Source organism: Pelosinus propionicus DSM 13327 (genome assembly GCF_900114615.1).
GTDB classification, from domain to species: domain Bacteria; phylum Bacillota; class Negativicutes; order DSM-13327; family DSM-13327; genus Pelosinus; species Pelosinus propionicus.
Window position 1 is genome coordinate 23,605 of the sequence record NZ_FOTS01000022.1, and the last position, 17,592, is coordinate 41,196.

The following is a 17,592-nucleotide window of genomic DNA, read 5'->3' on the forward strand; positions in this document are numbered from 1 at the left end:
TGCCATTCTTTATAATTTAAACTTCTCCACAGAAGTTCTTAATTGATGTGCCATAGCGCTTGTTTCCTCCGCACTAGCTGCTACCGTCTGCATGGCTGCTGACTGCTGTTCAGAAGAAGCTGCAATTTCTTCGCCATGAGCTGCAACACTTTCTATCATCGTTGCAAGACCATTAATTAATTTTACAATCTGCTCGGAACTAGCAACTTCCGAGGAAGTTACCTCTCCAATATCTTTGGTTTCTGTTACTGTTTGCTTCACAGCCTGCAAAATACTATCTAAAGCGCCTCCTGCTTCATTAACTGTAAAAACACCAGAATCTACCTCAACAGCATTTTGAGCCATAGCTGTCACTGCAAGGTTTGTTTTTTCAGTGACCATCTTCACTAAGGAAGTTATCTCTTGAGCACCTTGATCGGATTGTTCCGCCAATTTACGTACTTCTTCGGCAACAACAGCAAATCCCCGTCCATGTTCACCCGCTCGGGCAGCTTCAATCGCCGCGTTAAGAGCCAAAAGATTGGTCTGTTTTGCTAAGTTGGTAATGGTATTTGTAATTTGTGAAATTTGTTGTGAATAGGTATTCAGTTCTTCAATGACTTGACTGGAATTCTGCGTTTGCTCTTTAATATTGTCCATTTTTGTCACTGATTCAGTAACTCTTTTACGCCCTTCTTCTGCTGCATGCAATGTATTTTCGGAGTTTGTAATAGTATTTTCTGATTTTGATTTTGCAATTTGAATAAGACTGGACAGCTCTACTAGTGCTTGAGATGCTTCCAACATGGATTGATTGCCTAAATCTGCTTCTTGCGCTAGGTGCTGCATATTCTTGGATACATCTTCACTAGAAGAAGTTACCTCCTCCGTGGACGTCGCCATTTCCTCTGATGCACTCGCTAATTGCCCTGATGCAGATCGAATATTCGTAATCATCTCCACGAAGTTTTTATGCATTTCTTGCAGAGAAGCTGACAACTCACCAATTTCATCTGAACTGGTAACTTCAACTTGTTTACGCAAATCACCATTTGCATATTGATGCGCAATTTCAGTGAGTTTGACGACAGGTCTGCGAATCATATTTGTTAAAGTGATTGCAATGATGATGCCTAACACTAGCACCACAAAACTAATGACTCCTGAAGTGATAATTACAGTATTATTCGAACTTATGCTTTCTTTTATCGAATGATTTGCCACTTCAACGTTGCTTTGAGCAAAACCGTCTAACGCCTCTTCAATAGCCTGAGATTGAGATGCTATCCTCTTGGCAAAGTCAGCTAATTTGACTTTGGCTTCTTGTGCTTTAGTATAATCACCTGCTGCAACCAGTCGATTATACTCTTTTGCAAGTGGCACAAACTCTGCCATGATTGTATTTTTATACTTCACCGTTTCATCAATTACGGCTTGAAATTCCTGTTTTTTTTCAGGTCTGGCAAGTGCTAAAAAATCATTCTCTAGCTGTATAACCTTTTCAAAATCACCATTGATTCGATTTAAATATACTTCACTTCCATAGGCGGCATACGCACGAAGATCCGATACAGTAATCTTGTATTGAATTGCAATATCATCTGCAATCGCCATGCGGACATTTGCCTGCTTGATATTTTCCAAATCATTTTTTGCATGATTTAATGAAATAAATGAATTAACTGCCATAATAAAGATCAAGACAATTATAATTGCGAAGCTAACAGCAATTTTTGCGCCTATCTTTAAATTTATTTTCATTTTAAACTCATCACCTTTGATCATTATTTTTCCAACTATGAAAAGATTTGACCAATCTTGAAATAGTCATTTTATAAAAACTCTTTTAGCGGATTAAAATTCCCACACCTGAAGCATCATCATTACACTCACCGCTGTTAATAATCTTTTTAGACAGTTCATGAATACTCCAGAAATCAAGTTCATGATCCATAGGCTGTACGATTCTCTCGAACAATCCATCTGTTAAAAAAAGAAAACTTTCACCAGATGTAAAATGATAACTGCCTTGATCATAGACCTCATCTTCATTAATACCTAAGAAAAGTCCAGGTGTTTTAACAATCTGCGGCCCTTGCTCTTTTAAGATGATAAAATGATTAATTCCTCCCGCTGCATAGGTGAGAGTATTGCATCTAAAATCAAACTCAAATAAAAATACACCAGCGAATTGTCCTCCTTTAAAGAAGGGCATCACTTCTTTATTTATCCATGCCAACCTATCACTTATCGTAATATTCTTCTTAATCGCTTTTAAAAAAAGATATTTTAGAATACTCGTTTGCAGTGCTGCTGCGACACTATGTCCCATAACATCAATCATAATGCCAAACAACAATTGGGACTTTTCCTCATATACAAAATCATATAAGTCCCCACTAACATAATGATGAGGCTGATAAACTGATCGAATACGAAATAATTCATTTTCTAAATCCCGTGGCAGCATTCTATGTTGCACTTTACCAGCAATTTGAATTTCTTCTCGCATTTTCCCATCAAAAGTCAAGTTTCTGACTACTGCAGCAAAAACAGGAGTTCCATGCAGCGTCATATAACGAGCGCTTACTTCAACTTTAAAAATCGTACCATCTTTTTTAATATGGTTGGTAGTATAAATATACCCTTCTTTATGTGTCTTAGCTAGCTCCATATTTTCTCGCATCGTTTCCATTGAACTGTTTGCGATATCATAGGCGAAAAAGGTCAAAAATTCTTCTTTGGTATATTGATACAGTTCCAGTGCTTTTTGATTCATAAATAATATTTTTCCATCTTCGAAATCAATTAATAGCAATGCATCATTGATCATATTAAACAGTTCAAAACGCTGGCAATAACTACACATGCCGCTAAAGATCCCTTGTGAAACACTCATCTGCCTAACTCCTTACTATGGTTGCATCGTAAATACCTTGTTTAATCTTGTTAATTCAAATAGTTCTTTTACAACGCCCTTGGCACCTGTCAAGGTTACATGCCCTTCTTTCGGCAGTACCTTCTTTTGAATCGCGACAAGTACACCAAGACCTGAACTATCAATATAGTCTACATTGTGCAGATTAATGATAAATTGTTTATATCCAGATTCAATAAATCCCATTAGCTTTTCTCGTAAAACAGCAGCATCCTCCACATACATACTTCCTGCTAACGTTACAATAACTTCTTTTTCATTAACATTTGTAGTAATCTCCAATTGTATATCCCCTCTTCATGTTAAATTTCTTATCTTATATACTGGTACATGTTCCAAAAGGCTTGCAATAGGTAGGATTAATTTTTTTTACTAAGGTAATCTCATTACCTTTTGTATTCCACCAGCAAGAATCTACATAAAGGCCAATTAAGTCAAGACCTCGCCCATTTTCATCCCATAATTCCATATCGGCAGATTTCTTTGTATTTACAAACCCGTCACCTTCATCTCGAATAATAATCTGTACATCTTCAGGTGATCTTTCGATAATGATCTGAACCTTTTTAGTATTATCTTCCTTATTGCCATGAAAAATCGCATTATTAACACCTTCATTAATGGCAATAAATAAACGAAGAGCATCTTCTTCACAAGTTTGAACCAATTCTCTTTTTATTGAATCCCGCAGAATGGCAAATTCTGCAAGTGAGGAAAAAGAGTACATTACTTTTACCTCCCTATTTTTTTATAAATGTTGTTTTTTTGCTATTATCTTACTAAAAACTTATCTATTTTTTTGATATACCAGATGTATTTTGATAAAATTCGCCATTTATTTTTCAAATACCTTCCATTATTTGCTTAAAAAATTATAAAAACTAACAATTCTAGATTAATACCAAGCATTTTTTTTTATGAATCGGCTCCAACTTCTTTGATAAATTAAACTACTATTTTAATTCGTTAGCAATCAGGGAATTTTTCGCATATTTGTAGAATATCATCTAACTTATTCATAAATAAATCTACTAATTTCGGATCAAAATGAGCTCCTCGTTCTTTGGAGATATAATGTAATATTTCATCTAATGACCAAGATCTTTTATAAATACGCTCACTTCTCAAGGCGTCGAAAACATCTGCTAATGCTACAATTCTGCCATAAATATGTATTTCTTCTCCTGCAAGTCCTTGTGGATATCCGCTGCCATCATATCGTTCATGATGTTCGTGAGCGATAAGGGCTCCACTTTTTAATATAGAGCGCTTTGATTTTCTTAGCATTTCATAGCCTACAGGTGAATGCCTTTTCATAATATTAAACTCTTCAGGAGTCAGTTTACCTGGTTTATTTAAAATTGCATCTGGAATTGCTAATTTACCGACATCATGGATCGGAGCAGCTAAACGTAATTTTTCTGCGTCTTCGGGAGAAAGCCCATAAGCTAATGCTAATAATTTTGCGATTTCAGCTACTCTTTTCACGTGGCATCCTGTTTCCTGAGAGCGTGCTTCAGCAATTTCTCCTAATGTAAAGAGAATTTCTTTTTGTGTATCTTCTACTTCTTCATTTAGATAAATATTATCGAAAGCAATAGATACGTTAGTACAAAAAACCTCAATTAAATCTTTATCCCAGACACTTAAAGAAGCGACCCCATCTAAGTAAATTACATTTTCTGAGCCTTGTTTGCTGCAAAAGTAAATTACAAAACGATCAGGGAAATACAGACTCTTTTTTTGCTGAAATGTTGTTTCAATATCTTGTCCAACTTTCGTTTCTATATCTTTCTGCAGCTTAGTACCAATTAATCTTTCATAGGCACCAGTTGCAGCTAGTATGCAAAAATCGTCTATCCCTTCTTTTGTTGCAGCAAAAGAAGATGCATGGCAATATAACGCGTTCGGATTCAAGTGTAAAATTGCAACCAGCTGTGATAATACCGCAGAAGCAAATTTCGTCATTGATTGAAGCTGAAAAATAGTAGCTGATGAATCAATGATTTGCTTCAAACTGCGACGATTCATATCAATAATACTCAAATCTCTAAAAGATCGCAGAGTTGTTACTAAAGTAGTATGCAGCTTCTGGGACGTTAGTTCTGTCTTTTCTTTATAATCATTAATATCATATTCTACCACAACATCATGTTCGGGAGCCTGACCAGGCTGACCAGTCCGCAGTATGATTCTAACTAAATGATTCTGTAATTCATTCCGAATATAACGTGCCAATTCCAAGCCTGAGTTTTCTTCTTCCATTACCACATCCAGCAATATCACAGCTATATCTGGATTCTCCGCTAATACTTGCCGCCCTTCACTTGATGAATATGCGCTGAAAAACTCTACAGGCTTAGCATCGAAAGTAAAGCGGCGAAGTGCTAATTTAGTTACATGATGAACCTCTTCTTCATCATCAATGATTAAGACTTTCCATCTGCCACTCAGACTAGGAAGAACGCCATCTGATGTTACTATTTCCTCTTCCCATTTTTCAAACAATAATTCATCATCATTCTTTGTCATTATGTGTCTCCCTCTCTACTGGAATGCCAATTATAAATTTCGTCCCTTTTCCCAATTCACTTTCACATTCAATTGTGCCATTAAACTGTTTTTTAACAAGGTTATATAGAATATATAATCCTAAACCAGTTCCCCCCATACCTCGTTTTGTTGTAAAAAAAGGATTGAAGATTTGCGCTACTACTTCATTACTCATGCCTTTTCCATCATCAGAATAGATTAGGAATATGGTCTCCACTTCTTGAAATATAGCAATAGTAAGCGTTCCTTCTTGATCAGGATCATAAGCATGAATTAAAGAATTCATAATTAGATTGGTGATAATTTGTCCGAAGGCTCCAGGAAAGCTATCAATTTGCAAGCTTTCATTACATTTAAGTATTATTTTATGCCTTGTTCGCTTGATTTTTGGCTGCAAGCTCAATAAAATTTCATTTAGGTATTGTTTGATATTAAAAATACGTCGTGCTTCACTTGATTGGTCTGCAGAAACTTGTTTAAAGCTGCGAATTAATTGAGATGCTCGCTCTAAATTAGAAAAAATAATAGATAAAGCTTCTTCAGAATCCTCCAAGTAATTGGTCAAATCTCGCCGTTTAAGATCACCAGAGGCATACAACGCAGCAAACTCCTTCGTAACTTCTTGTAAATGAGAAGTAGCTGTTACTCCTACTCCTACTGGCGTATTAATCTCATGAGCAATTCCAGCAACTAAACTGCCAAGAGAAGCCATCTTCTCCGCATGCACGAGCTGCGCTTGCGTTTGTTGCAAATTCTCTAATGCATACTGCAATTCCTTATTAACGGCTTGTAATTCTTCGTTCATTGCCAACAAGTCTTCTGTTCTGCGTTCCACTTTAATCTCTAGCTGTTCATGTACTTGGTGCAATGCTTCCTCGGCTTCTTTACGCTGCGTAATATCACTAATTGAGCCGACGACTCGCAATGGCATACATTGTTCATCCCAAACGGCTTGCCCACTTACAAATGCCCATTTAAAGCTATGATCCTTACAGCAAAAACGATATTCTCCACGAAAAAAATCTGTTTTTTTTGCAAGATAATCTTGAAGAAATTGCTCAATCTTTTCAAAATCATTTGGATGGATTCTTTTTCGCCATTCCCCCATACTCTTAAATTCTTCTACATCATCATACCCAAACATTTGCATTACTCTGGCAGAGAAGAAGGCTTGGTCAGTTTTTATATCCCAATCCCAAATTCCCTCATTATTCCCCTGTAACGCCAGCTGCCATCGTTCTTCGCTGACCATTAACTCCTCGTTTGTTTTCTGAATTACATCTATATTGTTTTGAATCGTTTGTGACATTGTATTGAAAGTTGTACAAAGTTCTTGCAATTCTTGCGGAGCAGAGTGAATTACCTCTTCACTGATTTTTGCAGAGGCAAAATTTCCCTCATTCATACTCGTAAAATGCTTAGTCACCGTAGTAATTGAACGAAATAGTTTATTAAAAATTAAGAGGGAAACAAAAGAAATTAATAGAAATATAATGCAGAAAGTAATCACACCGTATTTAATACTATCATAAAAACCTTGTAAAACCTCTTTTTGTGTAATAGTAACAGCAATACCCCACCCCGGAGTTTTTACACGAGCTGTGGCAACCATAGCTGCTTCTCCATTTTCTCTAGTAAACTTCCCCATGCTACGTAAATCTTTTTTAAATAAATCATTAAGCTCACCTGAAATATAAGAAATATACTCTGAAGATTCACTATTTTGCGGTACAATTATTTTTCCATCAGAAGTGAATACAAGAGTTTGGCCCGTTTGTCCAATCTTTGCATCTTCACTCATATCCTGTAATGCATCTAGCTTAATATTTTGCAATAATACGCCTGTTAACTCCCCATTTTCTTTTATGATTGGCTGAGTGATGACAATAACAGGCTTTCCAGTGGTAGGGCTAAGCAATACCTTACTAATTTGAGCGTTTCTCGATGTAATGGTAGTTTGGAAATAATTGTAACCTGCCATACTCTTTCCAATTACACTGGGATTATGAGGATAAATATTAGTAATTTCGCCATTTTCCTTTGCTACAATAAGATCATCAAAAACATTTAGTTCATTATGCATATTGCCCAAAAGCTTTTGCATTTCTTTCTGATTTGCATTTTGAACAAAAGATTCACTTACAAAAAGGTGACCGCCTTGCTTTATGAGAGTAAACCACATTTCCACTTGGTTGCTAAATTGCAAAGCCTGATTTTGCAGAATTCCGTGCATACTTTCTTTCTCTTGATTGTAAGCAGTATACATCTGTACCCCAGTAACAAGTGAGGTCATAAAAAATAATGATATCACCATTACTAAAAGCAGCTGAGAGCGAATCTTCATGCTGTTTAACCTCCTATCCAAGATCGGCTCCCTTAAAGCTGTATATCATCCTTGATAATCTTTCCATTCCGAATCGTCAGTATCGTTATCTTACTTTTCACATCATGATGCTGATCAAAAGTAATATGCCCTGTAACACCTGGATAATTTTCCACCTTACTAAGATAATCATAAATCCCCTCACGGCTAATACCATTCTTTTTCATCGCCTCAATTAACAATAGAGCTGAATCGTAAGCTAAGGCTGCATAACTGTCAGGTTCTTTATGATACCGATTTTGAAAACGCTTTCTAAATTCTTCTGATCCATTTTCCTGTATACCATTATAAAAAAATCCATTAAAACGGACCCCTTCTACTGCCTCTTTCCCTAACAAAATAAATTCTTCTGAGCTAATTCCATCCGTGCCGATTATGGGAAGCTCTAGTCCGATCGCTCTTGCTTGGCGAATAATGGATGCTGTTTCTGAAGAATAGCCCGCTATAAAAAGCCCATCAGGCTTTGAATACTTTATTTTATACAGTTCAGAGGTAAAATCCGTAGTTCGTCCTTCAGAAAAAATTTCAATCGCTGTAATCTCACCGCCAATGCGCTGCAGCCTCTCACGAAAATAGTCTTTCATCCCCTTGCTGTAATCATTATTTGTGTAAATAATAGCCATTCTTTTTAACCCTAGCTGATAAAAAGAATATTCCCCTAGTTGCTCTGCTTCTACCTTATCTGTTGGTATAACCCTAAACACATAGGGTGTTGTACCATCTGTAATCGTTTTGTTTACCGAATCTGTAATTACAGGAATCCCCGCACCATTATATACATTTCTAGCGGCCATAGTACTCGCACTATTCCAATGGCCAAGTACTGCGACTACAGATTGATCTGCAGCTATTTTTTCTGCTAACTTATGAGCTTCTTTTGGTGAGCTGGCATCATCCCCCACCAATAACTTGATTTTTCTGCCTTGAATTCCGCCAGCTGCATTTACTTCCTCTACGGCTAATTGAATGGCCTTAACTTTCATACTGCCAAACTCTTTAGAGTTGCCGGTCATAGGATTGGCACTGGCAATAATAATATCATCCTTCTTATTTTGCTGCTGCCCAATCGTATTGTGATTACACCCGCTGCCAAGCAAAACAAATCCCATAATAAAAATGCTAAAAATTAGTTTGCTGCTCATGGCACTCAACTCCTTTCCTGCACATTCGGTTTGCAAATACTTTACATAGTTACAACAAATATATATGACTTGGTTCCACAAAGATCGACCTAATTCCTTGCTAAATTTGTCATTTTTTTGTATTACTTTAAAAAGACTTGCGCTTTCTATTTCGTATTTTTGCTCTCTTTTCTCAAATTTATCATCTGTACTAAGGCAGCTAATTAGAGAGATGTTCCCTTTTTCTTCTTATTAGAACTGAAAAGATCCAAATAAAGAAAAGCTCATATCCTAATACAGGACATGAGCTTTTCTAATCTCTTTATTTTTTCTATCCCCCAGCTTCATGCTCCTTTTTATGACATGGCATAATCGTTCGGCTGCCGCTTCTATCAATTCGGGAGCATTTGTCATGCAATCAGCTAAATTCATTGGCGAAGGAATAATGCTCATCAAGCCTGTAATACCACAAGAATATACTTCTTCATATCCTTTGCCTAAACTGCCTGATAGGCAAAAAGTAGGAACATCATGCGTTCTAGCAATACGCGCTACACCAACTGGAGCTTTTCCACAAGCAGTTTGAAAATCAGTACACCCTTCACCAGTAATGATAAAATCAGCTTCTCTGGCAATATTAGAAAAGCGTACTGCCTCAAGTATAATCTCAACACCAGGCAATAGCTTGGCATTGGTAAAAAGCAGTAAGCCTGCTCCAAGACCGCCAGCAGCTCCTGCCCCTGGATATTGGGCAACATCTTTCCCTGTAACCTGCTTAGCAATCGCAGCAAATTTTGCTAATGCAGCATCTAATTCAGCAATCATTTCTATCGTAGCACCTTTTTGCGGGCCATAAATAGCCGATGCACCCTGCGGTCCGCATAAAGGGTTATCAACATCACAGGCTACGACTATCGTCGTTTCGGCTAAACGTGCATCCATTTGACTAACATCAATCTTTGTCAACTGCTGTAATGCTGCCCCTCCACTAGGCAAGGAATTACCAACAGCATCTAGAAATTTTGCTCCTAAAGCACAAGCCATGCCCATTCCGCCATCATTTGTTGCACTGCCGCCTATTCCAATGATTAATTTGCGGATTCCCCGATCAAGAGCTGCCTTTATCAATTCACCTGTTCCATAAGTAGTCGTGATGCAAGGATTGCGTTTGTCCTGAGGTACCAAAGGCAGACCGGATGCAGCTGCCATCTCAATGACAGCGGTTTCTCCATCGCCAAGTATTCCCCAATGAGCCTCTAATGGATTTCCTAATGGCCCAAGTACAGTTTCGGTAATGATTTGCCCACCTGTAGCTACGACAAGAGCTTCTATTGTACCTTTTCCTCCGTCCGCTATTGGTACTTTTATTACCTCAGCATCTGAGAAAACCGATAATATTCCTGCTTCCATAGCATTTGCTACAGCTACAGCTGATGCACTCCCTTTAAATGAATCAGGGGCCACAACAATGCGCATCTCCCATCACATCCTTTATCAATCTAGGTATCTTTTTCATTCTGTATGTAAGAATGAGAGTATGAAATCATTTTCATACTCTCATTCTCATCATTTTATTTTATCATCTAACTAATTATTAATCTATCTTTTACTATAATCTACTCTGAAATAAACTTCTACTTGTTCACAATGTTGACTGGTGTATTTGCCAAAAATTTTGTCAGATTATCTACAGCAATATCCATTAGTCTAGATCTGGATTCTTTTGGTGCCCAAGCAATATGAGGCGTAATAATGCAGTTTTTTGCTGTAAGCAATGGGTTATCCGCTTTAATGGGTTCTGAGGAAACAACATCTAATGCCACTCCATATACTTTTCCACTATTTAACGCTTCTGCTAAATCTTCTTCTACAATCAAAGGTCCCCGAGAGGTATTGATAATGATAACTCCATCTTTCATTTTAGCAATATTATTTTTGTTCACAATGCCTTTGGTGCTGTCAAACAACGGGCAATGCAGGGAAATTACATCAGAGTTTGCTAACAGCTCATCAAGACTGGCATACTGCAGAGTATCACTTTTAAGCTCTTCAATTTCATAGGAGTCAAAGGCTAATACTTTCATTCCCAAAGCCTGAGCGATCTTTGCCGTTGCCTGACCAATTCTGCCAAACCCAATAATACCTAAGGTTTTACCTGCAAGTTCGATAAGAGGATAGTTCCAATAGCACCAGTCTGGACAATTGGTCCAGTCGCCTTTTAGCACACTCCGGCTATGTTCTCCAATGTGATGGCATACTTCCAGTAAGAGAGCAATGGTAATTTGTGAGACCGCAGTAGTGCCATAGGTTGGAATGTTGGCTACCGGGATCCCTTTTGCTTTTGCAGCTTCCACATCTACCACATTGTAGCCCGTTGCTAATACGCCGATAAATTTAATGTTCGGGCAAGAAGCAAAGACTTCTTGATCGATAACGGTTTTGTTGGTGAAAACGATCTCGGCGTCTCCAATTCTTTCTATCGTTTTTTCTGCTGATGTCCGGTCATAGACCACAACATCTCCTAATGCTTTCAGACCATCCCAGCTTAAGTCTCCAGGATTTAATGTGTAGCCATCTAATACAACAATTTTCATAATCGTTTCTTCCTCCAGTTTTTTTATAGTTTAGCCCAGGCTAAATTTAAAGCACGCTTTGCGTTCGCGACTACCAAATCAGGGTCTTCATCTCCCCAAGGTTTTACTTCAAAGCTTACTATCGGACGGTTGGCTTCACTAATAAAGCCAATATCCATAAGCACTCGCAAGAAGTGAACGATTTCGTTTACACCTATGACACCATTTGGAAAGCCAAAGCGCGGATGTAAATCTCCATACCCTTCCATGGTTGGATCCTCTACTACACAATTGGCAATGTGAGCATGAACAATATACTCCTTGATCGGCAGTATCGCTTCTTCAACGGTTTCATGCAATTGGGCAATATGACTTAAGTCTACCATGAGACCAAAATTATCATATTCAGCTCTTATCTCTTGGGCAAAACGTTTCGCAAGTGACGCAGGACCGATTAGTGATTTTTTATCAAAGTCATAGTCAAAGACTTCGAGAATAATTTTTAGATCACCTTTCGATTTGGCATACGCACATAATTCTTTTGTTGATTTTACCAATGCAGCGAAGGCTTCTTCTTTTTTAGATTCTTCATATTTTCCCGAAAGAAATGCGCAACCTACAGCACCTAACTCATAGGCTTCGTCTACTCCTTCTTTTAGAGATGCAAGGGCTTCGAGGCGTACTTTTTCATCCAGAGAGTTGATGTTTAATCCTGTAGTCAGATGCCTTGGCTGGCAGCCGTAACCTACTGTTAATCCTGCTGTTTTTACGGCATCTGCCACTTGTTTTCTAGTGTCTTTGTCTTTGATCCAGGTTAATTCAATCGCATCAAAATAATCATCGTTAGCAATTTTTTTAGCGGATTCCAGTATTGAACCTTCTCCTTTTATCGTCGTAGGATAGGCCATAAAATTTACGATTCCAACTTTCATGTATTTCTTCATAGATTCAATCATTTCTTACTACCTCCATATATTATTTAACTAATCCCATATTTTCTAGAATTTTTTTCAATTTAACCATATTAACCTCTGAGCAGCTGGTATTCGGTTTAATTGGATCGCCAGCTTGAAAGCCGATAAGGTTCATTGCATCCTTGGTTACCACTGGCCAGCTGCCAAGCCCCATAGCTACTCGCAATGGAGCAAGCTTATATTGAGCTTCTAGTGATCCTTGTATATCACCAGCCATAAATGTATCGTAGATTTTGACCACTAACTTTGGAGCAATGTTGGCAGTAGCCGCAACGCATCCTACGCCGCCATAAACTAACGTACCTAATATCATTGTATCTCTGCCAGCCATCACTTTAAAACCGTTACCTCGTGTCCTGCGGATATATTCGGAAGTCAGGGTTAAGTCGCCACTACTGTCTTTGGCCCCAACAATATTAGGAATATTCGCTAATCGCTCAACAAGATTCGCTGAGATATTCACCTTTAAACGATCAGGATTATTATAAATGAGTATTGGAAGCGATGTTGCTTCAGCAATCGTCACAAAATGCTGGTACAATTCCTCTTCGTTTGGACTAATAAACATAGGGGGTAAAACCGTAATTGCTTGCGTCCCTGCTTCTTCAGCCATTTTAGCAAGCTTAACCGATTCTTTTGTAGTAATCGCTCCAATTCCTGCATAAACTGGAACTCGTCCTCTTACCTGATCAATTGCAATTTCAATAGCACGCTTTTGTTCATTATAGTCAAGACCATAAAATTCACCATTACTGCCTAATACAAATACACCATGCACGCCTCCACCTATGACATGTTCAATAATTTGACGAAAAACCACTTCATCTACTTGGTCATCTTTATTTACGGGCGTTACTACTGGCGGTATTACGCCTTTTATGAAACTAATATCCATATTCTGCATCTCCTTTCTTATTGAGCACTGGATGACTCAATGATTGGCTCATCTATCGTTGCAAGAGCAATTAGGCACAATATGCCGCTTCCAGCCATATATAGAAAAACACTATTCCAACTATACGCATCTAATAACATTCCAACAAATAATGGAGCACAAGCACCACCTATTTGCCCCACGGTATTCACTATACCAAAAGCAACAGGATAGGTAGCTTTACTAGCCAGCCCCATAGGATAAACAGAATATCCAGCAAAACCGATGCCGACCATCAAACCAGCCAACAATAATGTTAAACCCAAGTACAAAGCGTTATTAGGTGCATAAATTAAAGCAACCATCATCACGATTGTCCCAAAGGCACCGAGCATCATCATAGGCTTACGTCGTTTCCCCAGCACTCGATCTGAAATAAATCCTCCCAGCAAATTCCCTAGGACGGAGCCTAGAAATGGCGCTGACGCTAAGAATCCCATTTTGACCGATGTGAATCCTTTTACCGTCATAAGATAAGTAGGTATCCACGACATAAAAATGTTACTTACACCAATAATACAACCATAGCCAACAGCAGCTCCAATCACATTCCAAGAGAGAAATACCTGACGAAGAGTTTCTAACTGCACAACCTTTTTGGTTCGATTTAACTTATCTAACCATCCTAAATCATATTGCCTGCGGCCTTCTGATTTATTTTTTTCTTTAATAATTGAACCTTCTTCACTTCGAATGTAGTGACATTCAGCTCCAGAACAGAATTTATTATCCTCTGGGGAATTAGTCACCATAATCATCCACAAAATTGAAAATAGTATTCCTGGGGCAGCAAAAATGTAAAAAATTTCTCGCCAGCCCCACAATTCAATAATTACAACGCACAGCGGCGGTACAATTAATGGTCCCAGCTTTGATGCTGCAATCCAAAGCCCAGTAGCCGTCCCTTTTTCTTTAGCAGGAAACCACCGATTAATGATATTGGTGCACCCAATTCCCAGCGGCCCCTCTGAAAGGCCTAAACCAACGCGAAAAGTTTTCAATAAAAACACGGAAGAAGTTGTCCCCATCAAACCCGTAAATACAGAGGTCAAAATCATGAATATTGGAAATAATCTACCTGTCACCTTGTTACTCAATCTTTTATAAACAAGCCCTATGGGAATTTGTACTACACCGTAAGCAAAGGAAAACAAACTAATAATAGCGCCAGCTTCTGTATTCGTAATTCCATATTCTTTCTTCATATATGGCAACGCGATACCCAAATTAGCGCGATCAGCACAGGCAATAGCCCATATGACAAAAATAAGTGCCATTACTACCCACCGATAATTGGTCTTCTTTTCTTGGGAAGCATAAGCCGGTTCTTTTAGTTCTGCAGATTGTGACATCTTGCTCCTCCTAACCATTAATAACATCAGCCACATTTTATTAAGTCCTAACATCTTAAATCACTGTAAACTATTAAAAACAAAAATTACAAACTGACTTTTAATACTTTTCTATTAGATAAGCAATGCTCTTTTTATGATTCTCATAGATAGTCTCTAATTCTTCCGCAGGAGATAATTCAATTGCTACGTATACTTTATTTTTTTTGGATAGAACGTCTAAATATAACTCTAAAGGCAGCGTATTTTCTCCAAGTATCGAATGGGATTTTCCGTCTTTAGCACTTTTCAAATGTGTGTAATCTACTCTTTCAATATGCTGCTCAAAAAACGTTTTCACTGCATCTGAGTCACTCACATCCCTTGATACAGAAAAGAAATTTGCAGTATCCAATTGCCAAGCAACATTTTCATTTACACCATTTTTCCCGAATAAATCCCCCGTACCAAAGGTTTGTATCCCATCTCCCTGCAAACCTTCTCGGGCATTTTCTACAGAAAGGCTTATACCAAACATTCTTGCCATATTTGCCGCTTTATTTATATTCTTTTTGAGCTTTGAAAAGTCTTCAGCCGTCCAATATTGTTTTTTCTCATCATTTGTCATCTCGGGACCATTTGCTCCCGTTCTAATCATCTTGGGTCCTTCAAAGGCAAGGGTGTTTGCAACAGCGCGAGCGAAAGTCTCAAAATATTTTGGATCCATTCCTCCAACATTAACAGCGTAAATTACTTCGATGCATTTTTGACGGGCCCAATCCGCTAATTCTTTACATTCATCTAATGCCAGTGCAGCATTTGGATCTCTTAATTCGATAAAAGTAAACCCTTGTTCACTAGCATAGTCAATTATTTCTTTCACATTTGATCTAGTTGGCGGGAGAGCCTTTGCAAAATTTGCAGTTGTAAATCCGATCTTCAGATTAGGATATTTATTTAAAATAATGGTTTTATTTGCAATGTGTTTACTTATCATTATTCATCCTCTATTTTTTCAGCACTTCTAGGCCACTTTTTGCCCCAGCCATCATAAGAACCACATCATTTGCCCATAAATTTATTGTCATCCCTTTTGCGATCCAAGGCTGCAGGGCATCAGAGGACGTTAAGTGAGTTCCAGAGTATTTACCTCTTTCTTTTGCAGATAAAATTACCCGATCTATGGCAGCAATGAAATCTGGATTGTCAAACTGACCAAGTATTCCCATGCTTTGAGATAAATCATTCGGTCCCATAAATGCTGCATCAATTCCATCGATATCCAAGATCCTCCCGACATTTTCTACTCCCTTTAGGGATTCAATTTGTACCATAAGTACTGTTTCTTCATTCACACTCTTCATGTATTCAACTGCATTCCCTATCTTTTCAAATCCGGTATGTGCCCTTAACAGTGATACCCCTCGATTCCCCAAGGGAGCGTATTTCGCATGTTGTACCAATAATTGAGCCTGTTCAACCGTTTCTGTATTCGGCAGTAAAAGGCCGGCTGCCCCCATTTCCATATATTTTAGTACTACTTCGCGTTTAATCTCTGGGATTCGGACGATTCCAGGAATCCCAGCTTCTCTAGCAATTGCTAATATATTCGCTACTGCACTATAATCATAAGGTCCATGCTCACAGTCAATAATAAAATAATCAAACCCGCATACCTTTAAAATCTTCGCAATTTCTGGACTGTCAAAAACTGTAATCATAGTCCCGATAACACTTTCGCCACTTTTCAAACGTGCTTTTAAGTTATTCTTCATCATAATTGCTCCTTTAACTTTGTATTTCTAAACTAGAAAATATTTATCTTTTTAGATACTTCTTTAATAATGACATCTTTTTTAAACACCTTATCGGAGTTTTTTAATTAGACACCCTATACTGATATCTGATATATCAGTATGCTCATTTTTTATTTTATCACAATATTTTCACATGTCAATATTATTCGCAATATTTGCAGTATCAGATGATTTAAATAGAAGTTATAGTATTGCTCTTAAACAATTATAAACCTTGCAATGTAAGCATAATTGGCTTAACATGCAAGGTTTATGAGGATACTACTATGAAACTTTTTCCTACGAAAATGCAATGTTGCATCCTGTAAGATCCAAACATTCAATAGCTATTTTTTTATATTTAATATAAAAGTGGTACTACGATGAATATGTGATCGTACCGCATTTTCCGCACCATCAGGATCTCTCATGGAAATCATTTTAAAAATGAGCTGATGCTCTCTAAGTGCTCTATCTAATTCTTCCGGATTTGATAATATCTTATTTCTAGGACCTAAATCAAAGGAACGAATTGCTTCTATCTGCTTATATACATAGTTATTTTTTGCAAGAATCGCAATCATTTTATGAAAATAAGCATTCATTTCCAAAGTTTTTTCCGGATTTCGCTCTTTGGTATAACGTTCCATTTCCTTTAAAACGTCTTCTAACTGGCTTATCTCATCATCACTTATTTTGGTGGCCGCCAATCGAGCGGCAATTCCCTCAACTGCTGAACGTATTAAATTAATTTCTTCAATAGAAACCATAACATCGTTTGACACAAAAGAACCGACTCTAGGTCGAGTTATTATAAGCCCCTCTTGTTCTAAGCGTCTCATAGCTTCTTTTAAGGGAGTCGTACTGATCATAAATTGTTCTGCAAGCTGCCTTTCATTTAAATGAAATCCTGGCTTGTAGTCCCCTACTATAATCGCCTCTTTTAGTTTTTCATATACAACATCCCTGACAGACCGAGTCTTAGAAGTAATATCCATCGCAAATTCCAT

At 37.7% G+C, this 17,592-nt stretch carries 15 protein-coding genes; all 15 read right to left on the reverse strand.

Annotated features, from left to right (window positions below; genetic code table 11):
* Positions 1-9 precede the first annotated feature (9 nt).
* Positions 10-1,740 carry a methyl-accepting chemotaxis protein gene (locus BMZ99_RS12995; protein ID WP_090937839.1) on the reverse strand — a complete coding sequence of 577 codons (1,731 nt, stop codon included), beginning with the start codon at positions 1,738-1,740 and terminating at the stop codon, positions 10-12.
* A gap of 85 nt (positions 1,741-1,825) precedes the next feature.
* Positions 1,826-2,878, reverse strand: coding sequence for a SpoIIE family protein phosphatase (locus tag BMZ99_RS13000; protein WP_090937842.1), 1,053 nt, complete (start codon positions 2,876-2,878; stop codon positions 1,826-1,828).
* A 15-nt stretch (positions 2,879-2,893) separates the two neighbouring features.
* On the reverse strand, positions 2,894-3,199 hold the full coding sequence (locus BMZ99_RS13005; protein WP_090937845.1) for an STAS domain-containing protein: 306 nt from the start codon (positions 3,197-3,199) through the stop codon (positions 2,894-2,896).
* Between the two features lie 34 nt (positions 3,200-3,233).
* Positions 3,234-3,644, reverse strand: coding sequence for an ATP-binding protein (locus tag BMZ99_RS13010; RefSeq protein ID WP_090937848.1), 411 nt, complete (start codon positions 3,642-3,644; stop codon positions 3,234-3,236).
* Positions 3,645-3,883: 239 nt separating this feature from the next.
* A complete protein-coding gene (locus BMZ99_RS13015) occupies positions 3,884-5,449 on the reverse strand; it encodes a response regulator (RefSeq protein WP_090937851.1) in 1,566 nt (521 codons plus the stop codon).
* The gene (locus BMZ99_RS13020) at positions 5,436-7,814 is read right to left on the reverse strand and encodes a cache domain-containing protein (protein ID WP_090937854.1); all 2,379 of its coding nucleotides are present in this window, start codon (positions 7,812-7,814) and stop codon (positions 5,436-5,438) included. Before BMZ99_RS13020 ends, BMZ99_RS13015 begins: the two co-directional genes overlap by 14 nt.
* A 32-nt stretch (positions 7,815-7,846) precedes the next feature.
* On the reverse strand, positions 7,847-8,995 hold the full coding sequence (locus BMZ99_RS13025; protein WP_090937857.1) for an ABC transporter substrate-binding protein: 1,149 nt from the start codon (positions 8,993-8,995) through the stop codon (positions 7,847-7,849).
* 270 nt (positions 8,996-9,265) lie between these two features.
* Positions 9,266-10,450, reverse strand: coding sequence for a glycerate kinase (locus BMZ99_RS13030; protein WP_090937860.1), 1,185 nt, complete (start codon positions 10,448-10,450; stop codon positions 9,266-9,268).
* Between the two features lie 158 nt (positions 10,451-10,608).
* Positions 10,609-11,568 (reverse strand): D-2-hydroxyacid dehydrogenase, encoded by a 960-nt coding sequence (locus BMZ99_RS13035; RefSeq protein WP_090937863.1) that lies wholly within the window; start codon positions 11,566-11,568, stop codon positions 10,609-10,611.
* 23 nt (positions 11,569-11,591) lie between these two features.
* A complete protein-coding gene (locus tag BMZ99_RS13040; RefSeq protein ID WP_090937866.1) occupies positions 11,592-12,503 on the reverse strand; it encodes a sugar phosphate isomerase/epimerase family protein in 912 nt (303 codons plus the stop codon).
* A 19-nt stretch (positions 12,504-12,522) separates the two neighbouring features.
* Positions 12,523-13,416: a 4-hydroxy-tetrahydrodipicolinate synthase gene (gene dapA / locus BMZ99_RS13045; protein ID WP_090937868.1), complete on the reverse strand. Its 894-nt coding sequence runs from the start codon at positions 13,414-13,416 to the stop codon at positions 12,523-12,525.
* 17 nt (positions 13,417-13,433) lie between these two features.
* A complete protein-coding gene (locus BMZ99_RS13050) occupies positions 13,434-14,807 on the reverse strand; it encodes an MFS transporter (protein ID WP_090937871.1) in 1,374 nt (457 codons plus the stop codon).
* A gap of 100 nt (positions 14,808-14,907) precedes the next feature.
* Positions 14,908-15,783 carry a sugar phosphate isomerase/epimerase family protein gene (locus BMZ99_RS13055; protein WP_090937874.1) on the reverse strand — a complete coding sequence of 292 codons (876 nt, stop codon included), beginning with the start codon at positions 15,781-15,783 and terminating at the stop codon, positions 14,908-14,910.
* A gap of 10 nt (positions 15,784-15,793) precedes the next feature.
* Positions 15,794-16,564, reverse strand: a complete 771-nt coding sequence (locus BMZ99_RS13060; protein WP_217645084.1) for an HpcH/HpaI aldolase family protein — start codon at positions 16,562-16,564, stop codon at positions 15,794-15,796.
* A gap of 365 nt (positions 16,565-16,929) precedes the next feature.
* The gene (locus BMZ99_RS13065; protein WP_090937876.1) at positions 16,930-17,592 is read right to left on the reverse strand and encodes a GntR family transcriptional regulator; all 663 of its coding nucleotides are present in this window, start codon (positions 17,590-17,592) and stop codon (positions 16,930-16,932) included.